This window comes from Mycolicibacterium duvalii (genome assembly GCF_010726645.1).
Classification (GTDB): Bacteria; Actinomycetota; Actinomycetes; order Mycobacteriales; family Mycobacteriaceae; genus Mycobacterium; species Mycobacterium duvalii.
In genome coordinates this window covers 2,415,353-2,439,101 of sequence record NZ_AP022563.1, presented here as the reverse complement: position 1 = coordinate 2,439,101, position 23,749 = coordinate 2,415,353, and the positions used below count along the sequence as shown (strand labels likewise).

Sequence of the window (23,749 nt, the reverse complement as noted above, 5' to 3'; positions counted from 1 at the left end):
TCTCTTCCGGATGTGCGGGAACAGCGCCCGATCGCAGCATTTCTGTCGAGGGCGTCAAAAGTGCCGGGCGCGCGCGGTGGTTCGCGTCGGACGGCAGCGCAGTCGGTACGGAATCGTCGGTCCCTCAGGCGGACGGGGGAGGGATGCCCGTCAGTCCATTTCGCGGGCGCGCCCCATGCGCCGGCGCGGTGCCGGCTGTCCTGCGGTGGGTCATCACGTGCTTCCTCGGATCGGTCGCGAGGTAGTGAACCTAACGTTTGCTCCGGAAAGCTAACAGTTACGCCGGAAGTCGGTCAATACCGCTGAAGCGAATTGCGAGAACAAAAGTTAGGTTACGTTGGCGACGCAGCTGAGACACGGCCCGCTCCGCAGGCCGGTGGAAGGATGACGTGGCAGGACCTGTGACGCCCTTACGCACCGTGGTGTGGTCGACCGGTGGAGTGGGGTGCAATGCGATCGGCGCGATCACCCGCCGGCCGGACCTAGACCTGGTGGGGGTGTGGGTGCACGCGCCGGAGAAGGTCGGTCGGGACGTCGGGACACTGTGTGGAGGCGAACCGATCGGTGTCACCGCCACCGGCGACGTCGACGACCTGATCGGGCTGCGGCCCGACTGCGTGGTGTACGCCGCGAGCGGACCCGAGCGCGATGCCGCCGCCGTGCCGGACTACGTCCGGCTGCTTGAAGCGGGAATCAACGTGGTCACAACAAGTTCCACCGGACTCATCTATCCGCCCTCCTACTATGCGCCGCAGTGGCGAGCTGCGCTGGACGCGGCGGCGAAAGCCGGCCGAGCATCGCTGTACGCATCCGGCATCTTTCCCGGCTTCGGTTCCGACCAGCTGGCTCTGCTGCTGTCGACGTTGTCGAAGACGATCACCCGCGTCACCGTCACCGAGGTGGCCCTCAACGACCATTACCCGGTGGCCGAGGTGATGACGGACGCGATGGGCTTCGCCCGTCCGCTGGACTTCGAGCCGTTGCTCAAGACCCCTGGTTTCATCGCAATGGCCTGGAGTGCACCGATTCTCCTGATGGCCGAAGCTCTCGGCGTCCAGGTCTCGGAGGTTCGGGGCACCCTCGACCGACAGACCGCCGACCGCGACATCGAGGTCGCGTTCGGAACGGTGCCCGCCGGCACGTGCGGTGCGGTGCGCACCCGCGCCGCCGGTGTCGTCGACGGTCGCGAGGCGATCGTCGTCGAACACATCATCAGGATGGCCCGTGACGTGGCGCCGGACTGGCCGGCCTCGGAGTTCGACGCGACCTACCGGGTGGACATCGACGGGGAGCCCGAGGTGCACTGCTGGATGGCGCTCGGTGCGGCCGAAGGGCACGGAGCCGGCCGTGCGGCCATGACCGCCACCGCGATGCGCGTGGTCAACGCCATCCCGTTCGTCGTCGATGCCCCACCCGGGCTGCTCAGTTCGCTGGATCTGCCGAATACGCTGCCGCGGCACGTTTTCGGGTGAGATCTCAGCCCCTCCGGCGGCCGGTGCGGGAGTCGATTCGACCTGACCGCAGCAGGCGACGCGGGAGCCGAACGGGATTGACGCGTCGATCACCGTCTGGCTAGGTTCTAGAACAAAGATTTGGTTGGAAGCGGCACTTGCTATCCGGAGAGGCTCGATGATGACATCGCGCACCGTAGTGGTCACCGGCGCCTCCCGTGGGCTGGGCCTGGCCTCGGCAGCCCACCTGCACCGGGCCGGCTGGACCGTCGTCGCGGCGATGCGGTCCGTCGACGAGGGCATGGCGCGATTGCGGGATGCAACCGGCGCCGGTGCGGCCGATCGTCGCCTCATCGGGGTGCGCCTCGATCTGACCGATGCCGAATCGATCTCCGGAGCGGTTAAGGACATCGAGCAAGCAGTCGGCGCGCCCTACGCGCTGGTGCACAACGCCGGAATCTCGGCAGCCGGGATGGTCGAGGAGACGCCGGTGTCGCTGTGGGAGAGGATGTTCGCCACCAATGTGTTCGGTCCCGTGGCGTTGACCAGAGCGCTGCTGCCGTCGATGCGGGCGGCGGGTGCCGGACGCATCGTGCTGGTGTCGAGCCAGGGAGGGGTGCGGGGGATGCCGGCGACAGCGCCGTACTCGGCAGTGAAGGGGGCGCTGGAACGGTGGGGGGAATCGATGGCGGGCGAGGTCGCGTCGTTCGGGATCGGCGTGAGCGTGTTGGTCACCGGCACCTATGACACCGACATCATCACCGACGCCGGGACGACGGACTGCCGGGTGCTCGACGGTCCGTACGCCCGGCACCACCAGACGATGGACCGGCGGGGCCGGGCGGCAATGCGATACGCCGCTCGCTCACCGGAGGCGTTCGCGGTCGGGCTGGAAAAGGCACTGCAGTCGAACAAGCCCTTCGACCGGCGTGCGGTCGGCCCGGACGCCCGCATGCTGATGGTGGCCAGCCGCCTACTGCCGCCGTCGGCGCTGCATCACATGGTGCGGGTGATGATGGGAATTCCGAGGTTCGGTGCGATCCGGCCCGTGCCGGCCACGGCCACGCGGCTACCCGCGGACAGCGACCCCGCGTAACACGGTGTCGCGCGCCAGGATCAACGCGTTGCGGGTGCCGACCTGCCGCAGGATGTTCTCGGGTATCCACTGCTCGCCGATGATGCAGCGGGCGAGCATGTCGGCGGTGGGGCTGTCGATGTGGATCTCGCCGGCCTTGATGCCCTCGGACAGCAGCGCTTTCATCTGACGGATCCGGGTGGTGAACGACCACGCCGGGTTCGCCGAGTCAGGCGGAGAGTGGCGCAACCACGCCAGCTGGATGCGGAATTCGTCGGGGAACTGATCAAGGGCGTTGATGTTCAACCAGCTCAGCGCATCCAGCTTCTCCACCGTGCTGGAATCGGCGCGGACGATCTGCGTCCACGCACCACCGACCTTGCGACCGAACTCCAGCATGATCGACATCAGCAACTCGTCCTTGGAGCCGATGATCCGGTACACGGTGCCGGTGCCCAGACCGGCGGCGGAGGCGATGTCGCGGATGGTGGTCATCTCGTAACCCCGCCGACCGAACTCGGCGCGGGCGACGGCGCGCAGATGAGCGACCTTCAGGTCCGCGTCGTCCTCTTCGTCGACCCAGCTGTTGATGATCGAATCCGCGGCAGCGAATGCCGCCGACGCGTCGAGATCGGTGTCGGACGGCGGATCGGTGGCCAACCCCTGCAGTGCGATCCGGCATTTGAGCTTGGCCAGATCGTCGGTGCGCGCTTTGTGCCGGATCACGTCGAGACCGACGTGCAGCATGCTCTGGCAGAGGCGGTCGGCAAGGGTGGGCAGGTCGACATCGGGACGGATGTCCCCGCTCCAGCGGCCCGCGCGTAACGCCTGCAGCATCGCGGCTTCGATCTTCGTCGGTTGTCGGGAGGTCAGCTCGATGAGCTCGGGATCGTTGCTCGGGCCCTCGTAGAACGACATCTGCAACGCGGCGCGGTGCTCGACCGCGCAGCGGGCGATCGCGCATCCGAGGGCGGTGATCTGCTCAGCCACAGGGGCGGGGTCAGCGGCGTCGAGACGCTGCAGTGCGAGTTCACCGACCCGGTCGAGGTCCGCGTGGTAGAGCCGGATCAGCTCGATCAGGATGGCTTCTTTGGACTCGAAGTGATGATAGAGGCTCCCGGCGAGAATGCCTGCCCCATCTGCGATCTGCTGCAACGAGCTGCGCAGCCCGGTCGCGGCGATCACCGAATTGGCCGTCTTGAGAATCTCGGCACGCCGGGTCAGGTCGGTCGGTGGCGGACCGGTGACCGCCGCGAGCTTGGTGGAGTTGGTCTTGACCGCGCGACGACCGCGTCTGGAATTACGCCCTGCGGCATCGGCAGCGGCCATCGCTAGCGCCTCTCCTTCGTCTGTGCCGACATGGGCCCGCGGCCGATCCTACCGGCCGGTGCGGGGATTCCCGGGGCACGTCAGCTCCGCGGTTCCGGGAAACTCACCTCGGCGTTGTCGGGCATCGCGCTGATCCCGCGTCGGTCGCACACCTGCAGCACCTCGTCGACGATGGAATCCGGCACGATGAAGTCGGCGGTCGACGACACTTCCGCGAGGTGCTCCGCGATGTCCTCGGCAGTGGGGTCACTGTCGGCGTCGGCCAGCCAGCCCTGGCCGAGCCCGGTGAAGACCCGGGCATAGCGTCCGGCGCATGCCGAATAGTTGTGATGGGTCAATGCACAGGCTCTGCTTGCCAGGAAGGTCACCAGTGGCACCACGAGCTCCGGCCGAATGGCGCGCATGAAGCCGGACTCGGCAAGGAACTTCTCGTCGCCGACAGTCTCGGTGACCATCCGGGAGAACCCGGTCGGCAGCACGGTGTTGGAGGCAATCCCATACGCGGCGCCTTCGATCGCGATCACATTGGACAAGCCGACCAGACCGGTCTTGGCTGCGGCGTAATGCGCTTCCATCGGTTGGCCGAAGTTGCCCGCCGAGGACGAGATGAAGACGAAACGGCCGTAATTCTGGTTCATCATCACCCGGTAGGCCGGTTGGCTGAGGTGGAAGCCGCCGTCGAGATGCACCCGGAGCATCCGGCGCCACTCCTCGGTGTCGAGTCGGTGGAACGGGACGCTGGTGAAGATGCCCGCGTTGCTGACCACGACGTCGAGGCGGCCGTACTCGGCCATCGCCCGGTCGATGACGGCCCGGCCGCCGTCGGGGGTGTCCACCGAGTCATACGACGCTGTCGCCTGTCCTCCGGCGGTCCGGATCTCCTCGACCACCGCGTCGGCGACGGTGGTGTCGCGCCCGGTGCCCTGCATGGTGCCGCCGATGTCGTTGACGACGACCGCCGCGCCCCGGCGCGCGAGGTCGAGCGCGTAGAGCCGCCCCAGTCCACGTCCGGCGCCGGTGACCACCGCAACCTGTCCGGCGAAGTCGATCATGTTGCTTCCCCGTCTATTTCGCGAAGATCGGGATGCCGAACGGTTGGTCGGCACGAGATCGGCCGACCGCCGTCCAGCGACCTGATGGCATTGACTCCGGTCGAGCCGAACTCTACGGTGGAACAGATATTTGGTCAACACGCTGTTCGGCTGGGTGCGGAGGTGCGCGGGTGTCCAACGGTGGTGGCGGCAACCGGTATCCCGGGTTGGGTCTGCTGGCGTCTGCGCTCGCCGGCCGTCCCGTCGCGGTGGATGTGGCCGATCCGGGGAGGCCGTCGTGGACGGACGGTCAGACGGTGTTCGTCGACCCGTCGGCGCCGTCGCACGCACGGGTCGAGGCCGTCGCGGTGCAGGCGTCGTTGATCGCGGCCGGCAGCCTGGATCCGGACGTGATGAGCGCCCTGGTGCGGCATCGGCGACTCGCACAGCGCTACCTGGCCATCGAGGGACACCGCGCGCTGCTGGCCAACGCGGCCCTGCTGCCGGGCAGTCTCGTCGCCATGGCCGACCGCAGCATCGGGGAACACAGCGACTCGGCGGCGGCCTCGCTGCGGATCGCCCGACAGGATGGGGCGATGCCCGGCCCGCCGAAAGCCTTCGGCGCCATCGCAGCCAAGAAGGTCCTCGCGGTCAGTGCTGCGGCGGCCAAGCACGCCGATCCGCAAGGGGCGGGGCATGTGCCACGACGCCAGGAACGGCACGAGCTCACCGAACTCGACGAGGACCAGGTCGACGACACCGACGATCCCGATCTGTTCTCCAGCCCGGTGGGCGGCGGGGGGACCATCGGCAAGTGGCTCAAGAAGTTGTTGTCCTCGGCGCGCAAGACCGGCGGCAACGGCGCGGGCCCGCCCGGCGCGGACACTCCGACACACCGCACAAACTCGACCACCCGCGGACTGCACGCGGTGTCGTCGCTGGCGTCGGTGGCGTCCGAGCAGGTCGACGACATCAAGACCGAGGGTCTGAAGTATCCGGAGTGGAACGCCGAGCGCAAGACCTACCGACCGGACTGGTGCACGGTTCGCGAAGTGGATCCGGAGATCAAGGCCAGCGCCACCCAGCAGATCGAGGACGCGATCAGCGTGCGTCGCCCGCTGGCCCGCCTCGGAATGGGGCTGCACCGACGCCACCGGCAACCGCAGGGCGACGACATCGACATCGACGCAGCACTGGAGGCGCGCGTTGAGGTGCGGGCCGGATCGGCCCCTGACGAGGCCGTCTACCTTGACAGCCTGCGGCGCCGGCGCGACCTCTCGGTGCTGCTGCTGCTCGACATATCCGGGTCGGCCGCCGAGCCGGGAACGGTCGGACGCACGGTGCACCAGCAACAGCGCACCGCGGCGGCCCATCTGATGGTGGCGCTGCACGACCTCGGGGACCGGGTGTCGCTGTACGCGTACTACTCGCAAGGCCGTTCCGCGGTGAGCATGGTGCCGGTCAAGCGCTTCGACGAACACCTCGACGCCCAGGTGTTGCGGCGCCTCAACAGCCTCGAGCCCGGGGCGTACTCCCGCCTCGGTGCGGCCATCCGGCACGGCGCCGCGGTATTGGAGGACCGGGGCGGCACGTCACGAAGACTGCTGGTGGTGCTTTCCGACGGTCTGGCCTACGACCACGGCTACGAACGGGCCTACGGCGCCGCGGACGCCCGGCGCGCACTGACCGAGGCGCGCCGCCGGGGGACCGGTTGTGTGTGTCTGACCATCGGTGCCAGTACCGATACCGCAGCGCTGCGCAGGGTCTTCGGCAGCACCGCGCATGCCACGATCTCCCATCCCGACCAACTCGCCGGAGTGATCGGACCGATGTTCCGTTCCGCGGTACGGTCAGCCGAGGTGCGCCGGCGTGTGTCGTGATGGCAAGTCGCAGAATGCACTTGGCGCGCGACCAGCGGCGCGGACGACGCCCGGCCACATGCTTGAAACAAACATCTGTTCCGGTTAGGCTGCGTTCCATGCACAGCGGCACGGGAGCGCAACGAGAGGTGTGTCGATGACCATCGAGTCCGGGTTCGCCCATACGAACGGCGCCGCCGCACAGGCCACCGCATCGCGTCCGTACTACACGCCGGTCGGCAATGAGGAGACGGTGTTCAAGGCCGCGTACCGCCAGGGTCTGTCGATCGTGCTGAAGGGGCCCACCGGGTGCGGCAAGACGCGCTTCGTCGAGGCCATGGCACACGATCTCGGCCGGCCGCTGATCACCGTTGCGTGCCACGACGACCTCACCACCGCGGACCTGGTGGGCCGATACCTGCTGCGCGGCGACGAAACGGTGTGGGTGGACGGGCCGTTGACCCGGGCCGTGCGCGACGGTGCCATCTGCTATCTCGACGAGGTGGTCGAGGCCCGGCAGGACACCACTGTGGTGCTGCATCCGCTCGCCGACTACCGACGGCAGCTGCCGATCGAGCGACTCGGGGTCACCCTGGATGCGGCGCCGGGCTTCGGGCTGGTGATGTCCTACAACCCGGGTTATCAAAGTGTGCTCAAGGACCTGAAGGACTCGACGCGGCAACGAATGGTCGCCATCGAGTTCGGTTTCCCTGCCCCGGAGGTCGAGGAGGCGATCATCGCGCACGAAGCGGGCGTGGACGCCGGTACCGCCGCCGAGTTGGTGCGGTTCGGACAGGCGATCCGGCGGCTGGAGACCGGGGGGCTGCGAGAGGTCGCGTCGACGCGGGTGCTGATCGCGGCGGGGCGGCTGATCGCCGAAGGGCTGCCCGTCGCGGTGGCGGCCGAGGTGGCAGTCGCCGGGCCGCTGACCGATGACGTGGCGGTGGGTCGCGGCCTGCGCGAGCTGATCGAGGTCTACCTGGGGGAATCGGCGCCGGAGTGATTGACGCTGCACGGCGGCGCGGTTAGTGTCTGAACAAATATTAGGTTTTTTTAGTGGGTCGACAACTGTCGGTCGACACCGCGACGTGGAGGTCGGATGTCGTACGAGAGCACCGCTGAACCCATCAAGGTCGGCTACCTGATGGACTTCACCCTGCCTCCGGGTTTCCCCGACGAGTTGCGGGCGTCGTTCACCCGAACCTTCGACCTCGTCTTCGAGGAGGCCGTCGCCCAGCGTCTGATGGACCGTCCGGTGCAGATGATCTACCGCGAGGTCGAGGGCTTGCCCAAAGGTTCGGTCAAAGCAGTCATCGATGCCTACGGTGAACTCGTCGACGAGGGGTGCCTGGTGGTGTTCGGCCCCAACATCACCGACAACTGCGTGCCACTGCGGGAGGCGATCGAGGAGCGCTTCAAGGTGCCGGCCATCAGCGTCACGGGAACCGACGACTGGCTCGGTGAATGGACGTTCGCTTTCCCGCAGGGCTCGATGACCGACGAGCCGATCTTCCTCATCGATCTGGTGGCCAAACGCGGCCTCACAGAGGTCGGCGTGCTGGCCGAGCAGAGCCTGATCGGCGAGAGCTATCTGCGGAATCTGCGAAGCGCAGCAGCGCGCAAGGGAATTCGCATCGTCGCCGAAGTCTCGATCGCCCAGACCGCGCAGGACATCGATGCCGCGGTGCGGACACTGCACGAAGCCAAAGCCGAAGCGATCATCCACCTGGGCTTCGGCTTCGGGATCGTGTTCATCAACCCTGCGCTCGAAGCCGTCGAGTGGGACCCGCCGCGCTTCACCACCACGGCCTTCCAGAACGCCTGGGTCAACCCGATCATGTGGAACGCGTTCCTCGGCTGGGTCGGAGTCGACCAGTACGACGAGGGCAACAAGGTCGGCCAGGCATGGCTGGACCGCTACGCGCAGCGGTACGACGGCAGCCGCCCCGAGTACTGCGTGTCGGTCGTCAACCACGATGTCGCGGCGACCCTGGTTCGAGCCTTCACCGACGCGCACCCGCTGAGCCCCCGTGGGGTCAAGGAAGCCCTCGAGCGCGTCAAGATGATGCCTGCGGCCTCCGGCGCGCCGGGCACGCGGGTGTCCTTCGGCAAGTGGACGCGACGCGCGTGGATGGGCGCGGGTTATCTGGTGGCTCGGACCCTCGACGCCGACGGCGTCAACTCGCACCTGGTCGACCGCTTCGGAGAGGAAAGCTCATGACCGCAGAGAGGTCGGCGCCCCCGGTGACCGAGAACCGACCGGAGGCGGCGAAACCGGCGGGGAAGGGGCCGAACTGGGGGCGGTGGATCTCCGCGTTCGCGTTGTTGGCGTTCTTCAGCCTCTTCGTCGCGTTCGCGCGGACCGAGGTACACCCGCGAGTTGCCAACCCGAACGTGTCGGGCCGGCCGCGCCCGGTCGAGTTCCTGTTCGGCTGGGACGGCTGGCTGTGGGTGCATCAGATCGGCACCGTGATCCTGCTGGTGGTGCTGGTCGCGATATTCGTCCGGGGCTGGCGGCGCGACCCCGGCAGCCCGATCATGTTGATGTTCCTGTGCACCACGTTGATCGTGTGGCAGGACCCGATCATGAACTGGGCGCCCTTCGCGGTGTACAACCCCGAGCTGATCCACTGGCCGGAGAACTGGCCGCTGATCATGCTGTCCCCGACGGTCGAGCCGTTCATCGTGTTCGGGTACGTGGCGTTCTACTTCGCGCCGTTCTTCCCGGCGATCTGGATTCTGCGCAAATGGCAGGCCAAATACGGCCCCACGGCTTTCGTTTCGCGCCACCCGTTGGTCAGCCTCGGCCTGCTGGTGCTGGTCATCGGCTTCATCTTCGACGCGATTCTCGAGGTGAGCCTGGTGCGCACCGGTCTCTACATCTATTCGCAGGCCATCCCGTTCGGCACACTGTTTCCCGGCACCACCTTTCAGTTCCCGCTGATCTGGGAGTCGCTGGCGGTGACCTTCGTGATGATTCCCGCCGCGGTGCTGTGCTATCGCGACGACACCGGCAAGGCGGTCGCCGAAAAGCTGGCTGCGCGGGCGAAGCTCTTCCCCGGAAAGCCTGTGCTGGGCACCTTCCTGGTGATGTTCTTCATCATCAACGTCGCCTACTTCGCCTACGGGGCCTGGTTCGCGGCCATCAAGGCCAGCGGGCTGGCGACCGCGGTGGCCTGCCCGTGGCCGTACCCGGAGGCCAAAGTCTATGACCCGCAGGGCTATTACGAGAAGGAGGGCGCGCAGGGGCCGTTCTCGGTGGGCAAGTGGGCGACATGGCAGAGCGGTCTGCCCAACGGCCGGCCCGACGTCGAACCGCCCCCGCCAGGTGAGGGCGCATGTGCACCGGAGAACGCCGATGGCTGAGTCGCCGGCGGTCTACGAATCCAGGATGCTCATCGACGGCAAGCTCGTCGAAGGACAGGCCGGGACCTTCACCAACATCAATCCCGCCAACGAGGACGTGCTCGGCGAAGTGGCCGACGCGTCGCGGGCCGACATGGGCCGCGCCATCGACGCGGCCCGGCGCGCGTTCGACGGGACCGACTGGCCCACCGACCGCGCGTTGCGCAAGCAGTGCCTGCTGCAGTTGCACGACGCCATCGAGGCCGAGAAGGAAGAACTGCGCGAAGAGCTCATCCGCGAGGTCGGCGCGCCGCGGGCGGTCACCCACGGCCCCCAGCTCGACGCGCCGCTGGCCGACGGGCTGCGCTATCCCGCGCGGCTGATCGACACCTTCGGCTGGGAAACCGACCTCGGCGACACCGTGGTGTCGGTCACCGGCGTGAACACCACCCGCACGGTATGGCATGAGCCGGTCGGGGTGGTCGGCGCGATCGTGCCGTGGAATTTCCCGTTCGAGGTCAGCATCAACAAGCTCGGCCAGGCCCTGGCGACCGGGAACACCGTCATTCTCAAACCTGCGCCCGACACCCCGTTCAACGCCACCCGGCTGGGCCGGCTGATCGCCGAGAAGACCGACATCCCAGCGGGAGTCGTCAATGTGGTGACCGCGTCGGACCATCTGGTCGGTGAGGAACTGACGTTGTCCCCGAAGGTCGACATGATCTCGTTCACCGGCTCCACGGCGGTCGGCAAGCGGATCATGGAGAAGGGCGCGGCCACGATGAAGCGGCTGTTCCTCGAGCTCGGCGGCAAGTCGGCGACCATCGTGCTCGACGACGCCGACCTCAACACCGCCTGCCTGATGGGCATCGGGCCGCTGATGCACGCCGGGCAGGGGTGCGCGGCACCGACCCGGATGTTGCTGCCCCGCTCCCGCTACGACGAGGGCGTGGCGATCCTGCAGGGGATTTATGAGAACATCGCCGCCGGCGACCCGCAGGATCCGGCCACCCTGTGCGGGCCGGTCATCTCGGCCAGACAGCAGTCCCGCATCCTGGGGTACATCCGCAAGGGCGTCGAGGAAGGCGCCACCCTGCTGGTCGGCAGCCCGGAGCCGCCCCCGGAGTTCGACAAGGGGTTCTGGGTCAGCCCGACGTTGTTCACCGACGTCGACAACTCGATGACCATCGCGCGGGAAGAGATCTTCGGACCCGTGCTGGCCGTGATCCCGTACGAGGACGAGGACGACGCGGTGCGCATCGCCAACGACAGCGTCTACGGCCTGGCCGGCAACGTGGCCTCGGCCTCGCTGGAGCGGTCCCTGGCCGTGGCCCGCCGCCTGCGGGCGGGATTCATCGGGCTCAACGGCACCGCCGGTTACGGCGCCGACACCCCGTTCGGCGGCTACAAGGAAAGCGGGGTCGGCCGCCAGAACGGCGTCGCCGGCTTCCATCAGTACACGGAAGTGAAATCGGTCGCCTATCCGGCCCACTGACCAGCGTTTGCGGGAGGAAGCCTTGTCCCAGTTGTTCGATGACCTCGAAGACTTCGGAGCGTTCGACGACGCCATCTCCGGTGACGTCCGCGACCCCTACACCGAACTGGCCAGACTGCGCCGCGAGCAACCGGTGCAGCGGTTGGAGACCTCCGGAGCGCTGCCGCACGAGGAATCGCTGCCGATGTTCATCGTCTACCGGCACGAGGAGATCCAGCAGATGTTGCGCGACAACGAGACGTTCTCGTCGTCGAGCGTCATCGCGGCGTTCGGCCCGGTGCTCGGTGAGCGGGTGATGCTCGGCATGGACGAGCCGGTGCACGGCCGGCTGCGCGCCCTGGTCCAGAAGGCCTTCACCCAGAAAGCGCTGGCGCGCTGGGAGAACGAATTGGTCGGTCGCGTCGCGAACAGCCTGATCGACAAATTCGCCGACAACGGCAAAGCCGATCTGGTCAAAGAGTTCACCTTCGACTACCCGAGTCAGATCATCGCCGGGCTGCTGGGTCTCCCCGAGCAGGACTACCCTCAGTTCCAGCGGTGGTCGATCTCGCTGCTGAGCTGGCTGATGAACCCCGAACGGGGGCTGGCCGCGTCGGCCGCGCTGTGCGACTACTTCGCCCCGATCCTCGAGGCCCGGCGCGCAGAGCCGCGGGAGGACCTGATCAGCGCACTCGCCGCGGCCGAGATCGACGGCAACAAACTCGAAGACCAGGAGATCTACTCCTTCCTGCGGCTGCTGTTGCCGGCCGGCGTCGAGACGACCTATCGCTCGCTGGGCAGTCTGATCTTCGCGCTGCTGTCCGATCCGGTTCAGCTGCAGGTGATCCGCGACGACCGGACACTGCTGCCGCAGGCGATCGAGGAGGCGGTGCGGTGGGAGTCGCCACTGTTGACGATCACCCGCGTCGCCACGCGAGATACCCAACTGGGCGGGGTGTCGATCCCGGCGGGAGCGACGGTGATGCCGATGCTCGGTGCTGCCAACCGGCAGGAGGACCGCTACCCGGATCCGGACCGGTTCGACATCTTCCGCGCGCCCAAGTCCAACCTCGGCTGGGGGCACGGGGTGCACGTGTGCCTGGGTATGCACCTGGCCCGGCTGGAGATGCGCACAGCGGTCAACCTGTTGCTCGACCGGTTGCCGAACCTTCGGCTGGACCCCGACGGCGGCGATCCGCACATTCGCGGCCAGGTCTTCCGATCACCGACATCGCTTCCCGTGCTGTTCGACCGCCCCAGGAGTAACGCGTGACCGACCCCTCCACGTACGACGCCATCGACTACTTCACCGACGAGTCCCTGGTACCCGACCCATATCCTTACTTCGACCATCTGCGCGCGAAATGCCCTGTCACCCGGGCGACTCCGTTCGACGTGATGGTGGTAACCGGTTACGAGGAGGCGCTGTCGGTCTACAAGAATCCCGAGTTCTCGTCCTGCAATTCGGTGGCGGGCCCGTTCTCGGGCATGCCGTTCGGCCCCGGCGACAGCGACGATGTGTCCGCGCTGATCGAAGAGCATCGCGGCGCGGTCCCGATGGCCGAACACATCACCTCCCAGGATCCGCCACTGCACACCCGCACCCGCGGACTGATGAACAAACTGATCACTCCGAAACGCCTCAAGGAGAACGAGGACTTCATGTGGCGGCTGGCCGACCGGCAGCTCGACACATTCGTCGACCGCGGGCACGCGGAATTCCTCGCCGACTACGCAAAGCCGTTCTCTCTGTTGGTGATCGCCGACCTGCTGGGGGTGCCGGCCGAGGATCACGAGGAGTTCAAGGCCGCCTTCGCGCTGGAAACGGTCGGCGAACTGGGCAAGGAGGCGCCGACGACGCACAACCCGCTGCAGTGGCTCAACGACAAGTTCTACGCCTATATCGAGAATCGCCGGCGGGCCCCGCAGGAGGATGTGCTGACCGAGTTGGCGCAGGCGAAATATGAGGACGGGTCCACACCCGACATCGAAGATGTGATGAACCTGTCGACGTTCCTGTTCGCCGCGGGCACGGAGACGACGACGAAGCTGGTCAGTTCAGCGGTCCGATTCATCGCCGACAACCCGGGATTCGAGACGATGCTGCGCGACGACCGGAGCAAGATCCCCGCTTTCCTCGAAGAGACACTGCGGATGGAGAGTCCCGTCAAATCCCACTTCCGCATGGCGCGGACGACCACGTCGATAGGCGAGGTCGAGGTACCCGCCGGCACCACCGTGATGGTGCTGCCGGGCGCATGCAATCGGGACGCGCGCAAGTTCGCCGACCCCGACGAGTTCCGGCCCGACCGCCCCAATGTGCGTGAACAGATCGCGTTCATCCGGGGCGTGCACTCCTGCCCCGGGGCGCCGCTGGCGCGCGCCGAGGGCCGGATCTCGTTGAACCGGATCTTGGACCGGATGTCGGACATCACCATCTCGGAGGAACACCACGGTCCCGCCGCAGCGCGCAGCTACTCCTACGAGCCCACGTTCATCATGCGCGGGCTCGCCGAGTTGCACATCGAGTTCAAATCTGCGCCCTAACCGGTCAGCAGCGAAGGAGCACACATGACGGGAAAACTCGAGGGCAAGGTCGCGTTCATCACCGGAGCGGCCCGCGGGCAGGGTCGTGCGCATGCGGTGGCGATGGCCAGAGAAGGCGCCGACGTCATCGCGGTCGACATCTGCCGCGACATCCCCAGCAACCCCTACCCACTCGCGACGCCGGAGGACCTCGCCGAGACCGAACGCGCGGTGAAGGAGGCGGGCCGACGGGTGGTGGCCAGGGTCGCCGATGTCCGGGAACGCCACGAACTGCGCGAGGCCGCCGAGGCGGGCGTCGCCGATCTCGGCAAGATCGACATCGTCGTCGCCAACGCCGGAATCCTGCCGATGGCGATGGGCAACCCCGACCCGATGGGCTTCGTCGACGCGACCGACGTCGACCTACTCGGCGTGATGAACACGGTGGCCGTGGCGATCCCGCACCTGCCCGACGGCGCGTCGATCATCGTCACCGGATCGACCGCGGGCATGATCCGCGGCACCACCACCAGCCCCGACATGGGGCCCGGCGGCGCGGGCTACGGATGGAGCAAGCGCGTGGTGATCGAGTACGTCGAGGAGATGAGCCTGCATCTGGCGCCGAGGATGATCCGCGTCAATGCCATCCATCCGACCAACTGCAACACCCACCTGCTGCAGAACGAGGGCATGTACGGCGTGTTCCGGCCCGACCTCAAAATGGAGGGCAAGACTCCGACGCGCGAGGACGCCGAACCGCTGTTCAGCCTCTTCCAGGCGATGCCGATCCCGTACATCGAGCCCGACGACATGGCTCACCTGGGGGTGTTCCTGGCCAGTGACGACAGCCGCTACATCACCGGACAGCAGATTCGGGTGGATGCCGGTTCACTGTTGAAGTGGCCCAACGGACCCGGGGGATAGGGCAGCTCAACTGGGCCGATGGAGGAAGCCGTGCAGGACCGCCTGAACCAGTTCGTCGACGATCGCCTCGCGGGGTGGCGGTGCGCCGCCGAAGAAGGTGGACCGCAGCGCCACCATGCCGACGACCATGGCCACCGTCGAGTGCGCGGGCAGGTCCGGCTGGCGGGAGCGCTTGCCGCGCAAACGCATCCCTTCGGCACTGATCTCGCCGAGAACGTTGAGCACGCGGCGGATGTCGGCGATGCCGGCGGCCTCGAGCTCGTCGTCGCCGAGACCGTCGGCGGTGACCAGCGTGAGCACCAGGCCCTGGTGCTCGACGAGGACGTCGTAGAGCCGGCCGACGAACTGCCGGGCCAGCTCCTCCTCGTCGGTCTTTTCGGGGACCACCGACCGCCAGGTGTCGCGGAACTCGTCGAGGAAGGTGGTGAACGGGGTGACCAGGGCTTCGCGGAACAGACCCGCTTTGGAGCCGAAGTGGCGGAACAACAGATACTCGCTGACCCCGGCGGCCTCGGCGATCTCGCGGGTGGTGGTCGCCCGATAGTCCTTGCGCGCGAACAGGTCCCGGGCGGCGTCGAGCAGCAGCCGCCGCGCCTCGCCACGCGGTCGGCGGACGGCGTTCTGCTGGACAGACGGTTTTCGCGCAGGCACCGGATCTCACCATAGTCGGGTCTTGACTGCTCGCGTCTTAATAGTGTGCACTATTAAAAAGTCGCACGACGGAAGGCATCGATGTGGGCGCTCTCATCATGGTCGGCACGTTGACCGGTTTGGCCGTGCTCATCGTCGGTCTGGTGATCTACTTCGACCCCGAAGCGCGCGGGCCGCGGGGGACCGACGGCGAGGGAGAGCGCTGATGGACACAGCGCTGTCCCCTGCCTTGATCGCCGGACTGTCCTTCGCCTACCTCGGCGGGGCCCTCTTCCTGGCGTTCGGTGTCTACCTCAGCATTCGCCGTGGACGGCTGCATCCGCTGCTGCTGGTGTCCATCTCGGCGATCTCGTTCTCCTGGATCGAGGCGCCCTACGACTGGGCGGTCTATGCGCAGTTCCCGCCCGAACTGCCGAGGATGCCCTCGTGGTGGCCGTTGAACATGACCTGGGGAGGCGGGCTGCCGTCGTCGGTACCCATCGGCTACATCGCCTACTTCGTGCTGCCCGCGGTCATCGGCGCGGCGCTCGGCCGCCGGGCGATCACCCGGTTCGGGTGGCGCCGGCCCCAGACGCTGCTGGCGGTCGGCTTCGCGGTGGGGTTCTGCTGGGCGTTGCTGTTCAACGGATTCTTCGGCCCGCGGCTGGGGGTGTTCGTCTACGGCTACGTGATCGACGGTCTGGCGCTGTTCCAGGGCAGCAGGTACCAGTACCCGGTGTATGACGCGGTGGCGATGGGGCTGCAGATGATGGTCTTCACCTACCTTCTCGGTCGGGTCGACCGAGAAGGACGCAATGTCATCGAGGTGTGGTCGGACAGCCGGTCCTCGAGCAAGGTCGGGTCGTCGCTGTTGTCGGTGGCCGCCGTGGTCGTGGTCGGGCATCTGATGTACGGGGCGGTGTTCGCGCCGCATCTGGCCACCAAACTGGGCGGGTACGTGACGGAAGGTCCGACAGAGCAGTTGTGGCCGCCGACAGAGAACCAACCGAGGTAGGGATGAGCGCCATGCCGGCACACGAGACCGCCGAGTTGTACTACGACCCCTATGATTTCGCGATCGACGACGACCCGTACCCGGTGTGGCGCAGGATGCGGGAAGAAGCGCCGCTGTACTACAACGACAAGTACCGATTCTATGCGCTGAGCCGCTACGACGATGTCGTGAAGGCGCTGCCGGACTGGGAGACCTACCGGTCCGGTAAGGGCACCACCGCAGACATCCTGTTCAACGGGATCGACGTGCCACCGGGGATTCTGCTGTTCGAGGATCCGCCGCTGCACGATCTGCACCGCCGACTGTTGTCGCGGGTGTTCACGCCGCGCCGGATGCTGGCTGTGGAGGATCTGGTGCGCGGGTTCTGTTCCCGGGCGCTGGATCCGTTGCGCGACAGCGACGGTTGGGACTTCGTGGCCGATCTCGGTGCGATCATGCCGATGCGCACGATCGGGTATCTGCTCGGCATCCCGGAGGAGGGCCAGGAGCAGATCCGTCGGCGCACCGACCAGAACATCTCGGTCGGCGACGAGGTCGGCGACGTCAGTGCCACGGTGTTCGCGGAGTCGCTGGCACTGTTCGCCGAGTACATCGAGTGGCGGGCCGGCCACCCGTCCGACGACCTGATGACCGAGCTGCTCAACGCCGAGATCGAGGAGCCCGACGGGACGCGGCGGCAACTGGACCGCACCGAGGTGCTGGCCTACACCGCGATGATCGCCGGGGCGGGCGGCGAAACGACGGCTCGCTTGATCGGCTTCATGGGCGAGTTGCTCGCAAACCATCCCGACCAGCGGCGCGAACTGGTTGCCGACCCGACGTTGATTCCGCTGGCCGTCGAGGAGACGCTGCGTTTCGAGCCGCCCTCACCGGTGCAGGCACGCTATGTCGCCCGCGACGTCGAGCTCTACGGACAGACCGTCGCCGAAGGCTCGTTCATGCTTCTGCTCAACGGGTCCGCGAACCGCGACGACACCCACTACCCCGACCCGGACCGTTACAACATCCACCGCACGGGCGGGCATCTGAGCTTCGGTCAGGGCATCCACTTCTGCCTGGGGTCGGCGCTGGCCCGGCTGGAGGCCCGGGTCGCTTTCGAGGAGGTGCTCAAGCGCTGGAGCGACTGGGAAGTCGACTACGACAACGCCCGTCGCGCGCGGACCTCCAGCGTGCGGGGCTGGGCCCGGATGCCGGTCCGGACGCGCTGACCCCACCGCCGCACCAGCCCGGGCACTAGGGGCTTTCGTCCCTGGCGCGGGGTCACAAGGACTGCAGCGGACGGCGGTGCCGTTCGGGCACCATGGGCATATGAGCGGCGACGCGTCCGGTGTCCGCATGCCGGCCGGACCTGAGATCCACGAGACCCACACCGGTATCGTCGCACTGGTCGGGAACCGCGCCTACAAGGTGAAAAAGCCCGTGCGCACCGATTTCCTCGACTTCTCCGGTGTCGGGCAACGCGAGCGCGCGTGTGTTCAGGAGGTCGAGCTCAACCGCAGGCTCGCGCCGCAGGCGTATCTCGGTGTCGCGCACCTCAGCGACGTGGAGGGCGGGCCGGCCGAACCCGTCATCGTCATGCGCCGCTACGCCGACGAGCATCGGTTGAGCACCCGGGTCCGTCGGGGGCTGCCCGTCGAGGACGAGCTGCGGGCCGTTGCCGACACCTTGGCGCGATTTCACGCCGGCGCGGCCCGATCACCCGAGATCGACGCCGACGGCAGCCGCGCGGCGGTCGAGAAGCGGTGGCGCGACAACCTGACCGAACTGCACGGTTACGCTCCAACCCTGCTGCCCGGCGACGTCGTCGATCAGGTCGAGCGGCTGGTCGGCGAATTCCTCGCGGGGCGTGAGGCGTTGTTCGCCGAGCGGATCGCCGAGCGCCGCATCGTCGACGGCCACGCCGATCTGCTGGCCGACGACATCTTCTGGCAACCCGACGGGCCGGTGCTGCTGGACTGCCTGGAGTTCGACGCCGGACTGCGCCACGTCGACGGCATCGACGATGCCGCGTTCCTGGCGATGGATCTGGAATTCCTGGGGCGCGGCGACCTCGGCGCGCAGTTCCTCGAGCACTACCGACGCGCCGCCGACGATTCGGCGCCGGAAGCGCTGGGAGACTTCTACATCGCCTACCGGGCCGTGGTGCGCGCCAAGACCGACTGCATCCGCGCGCGGCAGGGTCGTGCCGAAGCGGTCGCCGACGCGCACCGGCATCTGCATCTGGCAGCCGAGCACCTGAGGGCCGGTGCGGTGCGGCTGATCCTGGTCGGGGGTGGCCCCGGCACCGGCAAGACCACCCTGGCCCGCGGGCTGGCCGGGCACCTGCGAGCTGAGGTCATCTCGACCGACGACGTGCGTCGCGATCTGCAGCGCGACGGCGTCATCGCCGGCGAGGCCGGTGCCCTGGGCTCCGGGTTGTACGGCCCTGAGCAGGTCGAGAAGGTCTACGACGCGGTACTCGACAGCGCCGCCGGCGAGCTCGGCAGAGGCCGGACGGTGATCCTCGACGGAACCTGGCGCGAGCCGCGGCACCGGGCCCGGGCCCGGGATCTGGCGGAGCGAATGCACTGTCCGAGCATCGAATTCGCGTGCACGCTGCCGCTGGCCGAAGCCGAGGCGCGGATCGCGGGCCGACGGCACACGACGTCGGACGCGACACCCGCCATCGCTGCCGCGCTTGCGGCGGGCAACGCCGAACACGACGGCGTCTGGGAGGGTGCCCACCGCCTGGACACCGGTCGACCTCTGGGCGACACCGTCGCCGAGGCACACGAAATCTGCTGTCTGGCAATTTGATCGGTAGGGAGAAGAGGCGGGCGATGAAGGCAATGGTGTACCACGGTCCGGGACGCAGGTCGTGGGAGGAGGTGCCCGATCCGGTGATCGGCGCGGCGACCGACGCCATCGTGCGCGTCGACGCTGTCACAATCTGCGGCACCGATCTGCACATCCTCAAAGGCGACGTGCCCGAGGTCACCGACGGGCGCATCCTCGGACACGAAGCCGTCGGCACCGTCGTCTCGGTCGGTGACGCCGTGCAGACGCTGTCGGTCGGCGACCGGGTGCTGGTCTCCTGCATCACCGCCTGCGGCAGGTGCCGATACTGCCGGGACGGCATGTACGGCCAGTGTCTTGGCGGTGGCGGATGGATTCTGGGCCACCTGATCGACGGCACCCAGGCCGAACTCGTCCGCGTGCCGTTCGCCGACACGTCCACCCACAAGGTGCCGGCGGGGGTCAGCGACGAACAGATGGTGATGCTGGCCGACATCCTGCCCACCTCCTACGAGGTGGGCGTGCGCAACGGCGCGGTGGCGCCCGGCGACACCGTGGTCATCGTCGGGGCCGGGCCGATCGGGCTGGCGGCGATCCTGACCGCACGGCTGTACAGCCCCAGCCACATCGTCGTGGTCGACCTCGCCGACTCCCGGCTGGAGGCCGCCCGCAGATTCGGCGCGGACGTGACGGTCAACGCGACGAAGCAGTCCCCGTCGACCGTCGTCAAGGAACTCACCGGCGGTCTCGGTGCCGATGTGGTGATGGAGGCCGTCGGGGTGCCGCAGACCTTCGAGCAGTGCGTGGAGCTGGTCCGCCCGGGCGGGCACGTCGCCAACATCGGCGTCCACGGGGCGCCGGCCACGTTGCACCTCGAAGACATCTGGATCAAGAACCTCACCATCACCACGGGCCTGGTCGACACCTACTCCACTCCGACGCTGATCGAGTTGGTGGCCAGTGCGCGGATCGACACCGCTCCGATGATCACGCACCGCTTCACCCTCGACGAGTTCGAGGACGCTTACGACATCTTCGCGGCGGCCGCCGAGACCGGCGCGCTCAAGGTCTTGCTGACCGCCGCCAAGTAGCCACGACACGGGATTGGGAGAGCATCGATGACGAACTCGAATCTGGTGCGCGATTTCGCGCACCTGCGGCTGAGTGACGCCGAGGACGCGGGGGGCAAGGGGGCCAACCTCGGTGAGATGATCGCCGCCGGGCTGCCGGTACCGCCCGGCTTCGTGCTGCTGCGGGACTGCTACCGGAACTCCATGCGTGCCGGCGGAGTGACCGACGAACTGAACGCCGCACACCGCGCGGCCATGGCGCAGGTCGGCAACCCGGACCGGCTGATCGAGATGTGCGAGCAGATGCAGACCCTGGTGTGGAAGGGCGGCATCGCCGACGAGGTGCGCGACCAGGTGCTGCGCGCCTACCGCGCACTCGGCGACAACGTGTCGGTGGCCGTGCGCTCCTCGGCCACCGGGGAGGACGGCAAGGATGCGTCCTTTGCCGGCATGAACGCCACGTTCACCAACATCAGCGGCGAGGACGACCTCATCGAAGCGGTCCAGCGGTGCTGGGCGTCGCTGTTCAGCCCGCGCGTGGTCACCTACCGGGCCAGCCGCAACTTCGGGTCCGACCCGGCGATGGCCGTGGTGGTGCAACAGATGATCGCCTCCGAACGCTCGGGGGTGGCCTTCACCGCCGATCCGAGCACCGGCGCCGAGGACCGGGTCGTGGTGGAGGCGGCGTTCGGGCAGGGCGAAGTGGTGGTGTCGGGGTCGGTGGAACCCGACACCTACATCGTGTCGAAGGAGCATCGCAAGATCCTCAGCACCCGATTGGGATACAAGTCGTTCAAAATCGTCCGAGGCGCGGACGGCAGCGACGCAACCATCGATCTCGGCGAGGAGGAGGCCACGGCGAAGGTGCTCAGCGACGCCGAGTTGCTGGAGATCGTGGACCTGGCCCTGGCCATCGAGAAGCACCACGGATGTGCCCAGGACACCGAGTGGGCCATCGCCGGCGGAAAGACCTGGTTCGTTCAGGCCCGGCCGGTGACCACGCTGCACCACGCCACGATGCCGGCTCCCGAGACCCATGACGTGGTGGCGCGCGGTCTACCGGCTGCGCCGGGCGAGGCGGCCGGCACCGTGCGGGTGCTGCTGACCCCGGAGGAGGGGTCCCGGCTCCGCGACGGTGAGGTCCTGGTGTCCCAGATGACCAATCCCGACTGGCTGCCCACCATGCGCCGGGCCGCGGCGCTGGTCACCGACACCGGCGGGATGACCTGTCACGCCGCCATCGTCGCCCGCGAGCTGGGCGTGCCGTGCATCGTCGGGGCGCGAACCGCCACCACCGACCTGAAGGACGGCATGCTGGTGACCGTCGACGGCACCCACGGCCGGGTGCTGACCGGTGACGCGGTCGCCCCGCGCAGACCTCGGCGGTGGACCGTCCCGCCGGCCCGCCGACCACCGTCGCGGCCGCCGAGGTGACCGCCACCAAGATCTACGTCAACCTCGCGATGGCCGACACCGCCGACGCCGTGGCCGCGCAGGACGTCGACGGTGTCGGGCTGCTGCGCGCGGAGTTCATGCTGACCGAGGCGTTGCAGAACCGGCACCCGCGGGAGTTGATCGCCCGCGGCGAGCAGGAGTCGATGGTGTCGGCGATGGTCGACGCGGTCGGCGGCATCGCTGCGGCGTTCGCGCCGCGTCCCGTCATCTATCGCACCACCGACTTCCGCACCAACGAGTTCCGCGGCCTCGAAGGCGGCGACGCCTACGAACCCGAGGAGCACAACCCGATGATCGGCTTCCGCGGCTGCTACCGCTACGTCAAGGAACCGGAGGTGTTCGCACTGGAGTTGGCCGCGCTGGCGCGGGTGCGTGAGCAGAACCCGAACCTGCACTTGATGATTCCGTTCGTGCGCACCAAGTGGGAACTCGAGGAGTGCCTGGAGCTGATCGACGCCAGCCCGCTGGGCAAGCAGCGTGGCCTGCACCGGTGGGTGATGGCCGAGGTGCCGTCGATCGCCTACTGGCTGCCCGAGTACGTGGGTATGGGCATCGACGGGGTCTCGATCGGGAGCAACGACCTGACCCAGTTGACGCTGGGCGTGGACCGGGATTCCGACATCTGCGCCGAACTGTTCGACGAGTCCGACGCCGCCGTGCTGGACGCGATCGGACGGATCGTGAGCACCGCGCGCCGGCTCGGGATCACGTCGTCGCTGTGCGGTCAGGCGCCCTCGACGAACCCGGCGTTCGCCGAGCATCTGGTGCGGATGGGCATCACGTCGGTGTCGGTCAACCCCGACGCCGCCGCGGCGGCCCGGCGTACGGTGTCAGCTGCCGAGCGCAGACTCCTGTTGGAGGCGGCGCGCAGCTAGCACCGACCACGGAGGAAATCGTCATGGCAGAGCACACCGGTGCGGTCGTCGTCGGGGTGGACGGTAGCGACGCGGCCATCGCGGCGACCCGGTGGGCGGGTGCGGTCGCCACCCGCGTGGGCGCGCCGCTGCACATCGTGCACGCGATGGTGGGTCTGGGCCGGGGCCTGAGCGAGGCGACGGCCGCGATCCAGGCCGCGATCGTGTCCTACCAGGCCGACACGGCGCCGATCTTCCTCAAAGACGCCGCCGACGCGGTCCGGTCCGACTTCCCCGACCTGGTCGTGTCGACGGCATCGTACCGCGAACCCGCCGACCAGGTGCTCACTGCGGCGAGCCGAGAGGCGCGACTGATCGTGTTGGGCGGCAACGAGATCAACACCGCGTCGCTGCTGCTGCTGGGCTCCACGACCCTGGCGGTGGCCGCGCACGCCCACTGCCCGGTGGTGGCGTGGCGTGGCGGGCAGACGGCGCTGAGCGGCCAGCCGGTGGTGGTCGGCACCGACGGCAGTCCCTCGGGGACCGCCGCGCTGGCGGCCGCGTTCGACGTCGCCGACCGGTTCGGCGTCGGGGTACGCGCGGTGCGCGGGTGGTCGGCACGTCTGCCGGCGGATGCGGTCGACGAAGAGCTGCACGAGGCGCTCCGTGCCGCGCAGCGGGCTGCGCTGGTGAGCGAGACCACGCGGATGTCGGAGCGGTATCCCGCCGTGGCGGTGGAGCCCATCGTCGAGGAGGCTCCGGCGGCCGAGGCGGTGCTCGGCCATTGCGGCGATGCGCAACTGGTGATCGTCGGTACGCGTGGCCGCAATGCGCTGGCCAGCACGCTGCTCGGCTCGACCAGCCTGAACCTGTTGCAGCACAGCACCGTTCCGGTGATGGTCTGTCGCGCGGAAACCGCTGCATGAGCGCTGCGAT

The 23,749-nt window shown here is 68.0% G+C and carries 19 protein-coding genes and 1 pseudogene; 17 read left to right on the top strand and 3 right to left on the bottom strand.

All coding sequences use genetic code 11. The features are described 5' to 3' along the window. Window positions 1-389: 389 nt before the first annotated feature. Together G6N31_RS11475 and G6N31_RS11470 are read left to right on the top strand one after the other, a co-directional pair. Entirely contained in the window at window positions 390-1,472 is a 1,083-nt protein-coding gene (locus tag G6N31_RS11475; protein ID WP_234815388.1) for an NAD(P)H-dependent amine dehydrogenase family protein, read from the top strand. Between the two features lie 157 nt (window positions 1,473-1,629). Next, complete coding sequence (locus G6N31_RS11470; protein ID WP_098004420.1) at window positions 1,630-2,547, top strand: SDR family oxidoreductase; 918 nt, start codon at window positions 1,630-1,632, stop codon at window positions 2,545-2,547. Here the strand turns inward: G6N31_RS11470 and G6N31_RS11465 are convergent. Together G6N31_RS11465 and G6N31_RS11460 are read right to left on the bottom strand one after the other, a co-directional pair. Beyond that, window positions 2,521-3,855, bottom strand: a complete 1,335-nt coding sequence (locus tag G6N31_RS11465; protein ID WP_098004419.1) for a TetR/AcrR family transcriptional regulator — start codon at window positions 3,853-3,855, stop codon at window positions 2,521-2,523. The two genes, G6N31_RS11470 and G6N31_RS11465, sit on opposite strands and share 27 nt — an antisense overlap. A gap of 80 nt (window positions 3,856-3,935) precedes the next feature. Further along, a complete protein-coding gene (locus tag G6N31_RS11460) occupies window positions 3,936-4,907 on the bottom strand; it encodes an SDR family NAD(P)-dependent oxidoreductase (RefSeq protein ID WP_098004418.1) in 972 nt (323 codons plus the stop codon). Between the two features lie 170 nt (window positions 4,908-5,077). Here G6N31_RS11460 and G6N31_RS11455 point away from each other — a divergent pair, with 170 nt between their 5' ends. From G6N31_RS11455 to G6N31_RS11420, 8 genes are all read left to right on the top strand, one after another. Continuing rightward, window positions 5,078-6,766: a nitric oxide reductase activation protein NorD gene (locus G6N31_RS11455; RefSeq protein WP_098004417.1), complete on the top strand. Its 1,689-nt coding sequence runs from the start codon at window positions 5,078-5,080 to the stop codon at window positions 6,764-6,766. A gap of 136 nt (window positions 6,767-6,902) precedes the next feature. Further along, window positions 6,903-7,748, top strand: a complete 846-nt coding sequence (locus G6N31_RS11450; protein ID WP_098004416.1) for a CbbQ/NirQ/NorQ/GpvN family protein — start codon at window positions 6,903-6,905, stop codon at window positions 7,746-7,748. 96 nt (window positions 7,749-7,844) lie between these two features. Beyond that, on the top strand, window positions 7,845-8,966 hold the full coding sequence (locus G6N31_RS11445) for an ABC transporter substrate-binding protein (RefSeq protein ID WP_098004415.1): 1,122 nt from the start codon (window positions 7,845-7,847) through the stop codon (window positions 8,964-8,966). Beyond that, window positions 8,963-10,111 (top strand): spirocyclase AveC family protein, encoded by a 1,149-nt coding sequence (locus G6N31_RS11440; RefSeq protein ID WP_098004414.1) that lies wholly within the window; start codon window positions 8,963-8,965, stop codon window positions 10,109-10,111. Before G6N31_RS11445 ends, G6N31_RS11440 begins: the two co-directional genes overlap by 4 nt. Then, window positions 10,104-11,585, top strand: a complete 1,482-nt coding sequence (locus tag G6N31_RS11435; RefSeq protein ID WP_098004413.1) for an aldehyde dehydrogenase family protein — start codon at window positions 10,104-10,106, stop codon at window positions 11,583-11,585. The genes G6N31_RS11440 and G6N31_RS11435 overlap by 8 nt, the downstream gene beginning before the upstream one ends. 22 nt (window positions 11,586-11,607) lie before the next feature. Further along, window positions 11,608-12,837: a cytochrome P450 gene (locus tag G6N31_RS11430; RefSeq protein ID WP_098004412.1), complete on the top strand. Its 1,230-nt coding sequence runs from the start codon at window positions 11,608-11,610 to the stop codon at window positions 12,835-12,837. Continuing rightward, on the top strand, window positions 12,834-14,111 hold the full coding sequence (locus tag G6N31_RS11425) for a cytochrome P450 (RefSeq protein ID WP_098004411.1): 1,278 nt from the start codon (window positions 12,834-12,836) through the stop codon (window positions 14,109-14,111). The genes G6N31_RS11430 and G6N31_RS11425 overlap by 4 nt, the downstream gene beginning before the upstream one ends. Window positions 14,112-14,135: 24 nt before the next feature. Then, complete coding sequence (locus G6N31_RS11420) at window positions 14,136-15,014, top strand: mycofactocin-coupled SDR family oxidoreductase (RefSeq protein WP_098004410.1); 879 nt, start codon at window positions 14,136-14,138, stop codon at window positions 15,012-15,014. A gap of 6 nt (window positions 15,015-15,020) precedes the next feature. Here G6N31_RS11420 and G6N31_RS11415 read toward each other — a convergent pair whose 3' ends face one another. Continuing rightward, a complete protein-coding gene (locus G6N31_RS11415; RefSeq protein ID WP_098004409.1) occupies window positions 15,021-15,665 on the bottom strand; it encodes a TetR/AcrR family transcriptional regulator in 645 nt (214 codons plus the stop codon). 83 nt (window positions 15,666-15,748) lie between these two features. Here G6N31_RS11415 and G6N31_RS27645 point away from each other — a divergent pair, with 83 nt between their 5' ends. The 7 genes and pseudogenes from G6N31_RS27645 (at window position 15,749) to G6N31_RS11385 (ending at window position 23,739) form a co-directional block, all read left to right on the top strand. Continuing rightward, complete coding sequence (locus tag G6N31_RS27645) at window positions 15,749-15,871, top strand: hypothetical protein (RefSeq protein WP_264033601.1); 123 nt, start codon at window positions 15,749-15,751, stop codon at window positions 15,869-15,871. Next, window positions 15,871-16,659 carry a spirocyclase AveC family protein gene (locus G6N31_RS11410; protein ID WP_098004408.1) on the top strand — a complete coding sequence of 263 codons (789 nt, stop codon included), beginning with the start codon at window positions 15,871-15,873 and terminating at the stop codon, window positions 16,657-16,659. The genes G6N31_RS27645 and G6N31_RS11410 overlap by 1 nt, the downstream gene beginning before the upstream one ends. Window positions 16,660-16,670: 11 nt before the next feature. Beyond that, a complete protein-coding gene (locus tag G6N31_RS11405) occupies window positions 16,671-17,867 on the top strand; it encodes a cytochrome P450 (RefSeq protein ID WP_098004469.1) in 1,197 nt (398 codons plus the stop codon). Between the two features lie 100 nt (window positions 17,868-17,967). Further along, window positions 17,968-19,455 carry a bifunctional aminoglycoside phosphotransferase/ATP-binding protein gene (locus G6N31_RS11400; protein ID WP_234815387.1) on the top strand — a complete coding sequence of 496 codons (1,488 nt, stop codon included), beginning with the start codon at window positions 17,968-17,970 and terminating at the stop codon, window positions 19,453-19,455. A gap of 23 nt (window positions 19,456-19,478) precedes the next feature. After that, entirely contained in the window at window positions 19,479-20,525 is a 1,047-nt protein-coding gene (locus G6N31_RS11395; protein WP_098004407.1) for a zinc-dependent alcohol dehydrogenase family protein, read from the top strand. 27 nt (window positions 20,526-20,552) lie between these two features. Then, a pseudogene (gene ppsA, locus G6N31_RS11390) lies at window positions 20,553-22,834 on the top strand (phosphoenolpyruvate synthase). Window positions 22,835-22,857: 23 nt separating this feature from the next. Continuing rightward, entirely contained in the window at window positions 22,858-23,739 is an 882-nt protein-coding gene (locus G6N31_RS11385) for a universal stress protein (RefSeq protein WP_098004405.1), read from the top strand. The last annotated feature ends 10 nt before the right edge of the window (window positions 23,740-23,749 follow it).

Coding starts and splice junctions, on each gene's coding strand:
- G6N31_RS11470 (WP_098004420.1), top strand. CDS start 1,630: ATGATGACATCGCGCACCGTAGTGGTCACCGGCGCCTCCCGTGGGCTG.
- G6N31_RS11465 (WP_098004419.1), bottom strand. CDS start 3,855: ATGGCCGCTGCCGATGCCGCAGGGCGTAATTCCAGACGCGGTCGTCGC.
- G6N31_RS11460 (WP_098004418.1), bottom strand. CDS start 4,907: ATGATCGACTTCGCCGGACAGGTTGCGGTGGTCACCGGCGCCGGACGT.
- G6N31_RS11450 (WP_098004416.1), top strand. CDS start 6,903: ATGACCATCGAGTCCGGGTTCGCCCATACGAACGGCGCCGCCGCACAG.
- G6N31_RS11445 (WP_098004415.1), top strand. CDS start 7,845: ATGTCGTACGAGAGCACCGCTGAACCCATCAAGGTCGGCTACCTGATG.
- G6N31_RS11440 (WP_098004414.1), top strand. CDS start 8,963: ATGACCGCAGAGAGGTCGGCGCCCCCGGTGACCGAGAACCGACCGGAG.
- G6N31_RS11435 (WP_098004413.1), top strand. CDS start 10,104: ATGGCTGAGTCGCCGGCGGTCTACGAATCCAGGATGCTCATCGACGGC.
- G6N31_RS11420 (WP_098004410.1), top strand. CDS start 14,136: ATGACGGGAAAACTCGAGGGCAAGGTCGCGTTCATCACCGGAGCGGCC.
- G6N31_RS11410 (WP_098004408.1), top strand. CDS start 15,871: ATGGACACAGCGCTGTCCCCTGCCTTGATCGCCGGACTGTCCTTCGCC.
- G6N31_RS11405 (WP_098004469.1), top strand. CDS start 16,671: ATGCCGGCACACGAGACCGCCGAGTTGTACTACGACCCCTATGATTTC.
- G6N31_RS11400 (WP_234815387.1), top strand. CDS start 17,968: ATGAGCGGCGACGCGTCCGGTGTCCGCATGCCGGCCGGACCTGAGATC.
- G6N31_RS11395 (WP_098004407.1), top strand. CDS start 19,479: ATGAAGGCAATGGTGTACCACGGTCCGGGACGCAGGTCGTGGGAGGAG.
- G6N31_RS11385 (WP_098004405.1), top strand. CDS start 22,858: ATGGCAGAGCACACCGGTGCGGTCGTCGTCGGGGTGGACGGTAGCGAC.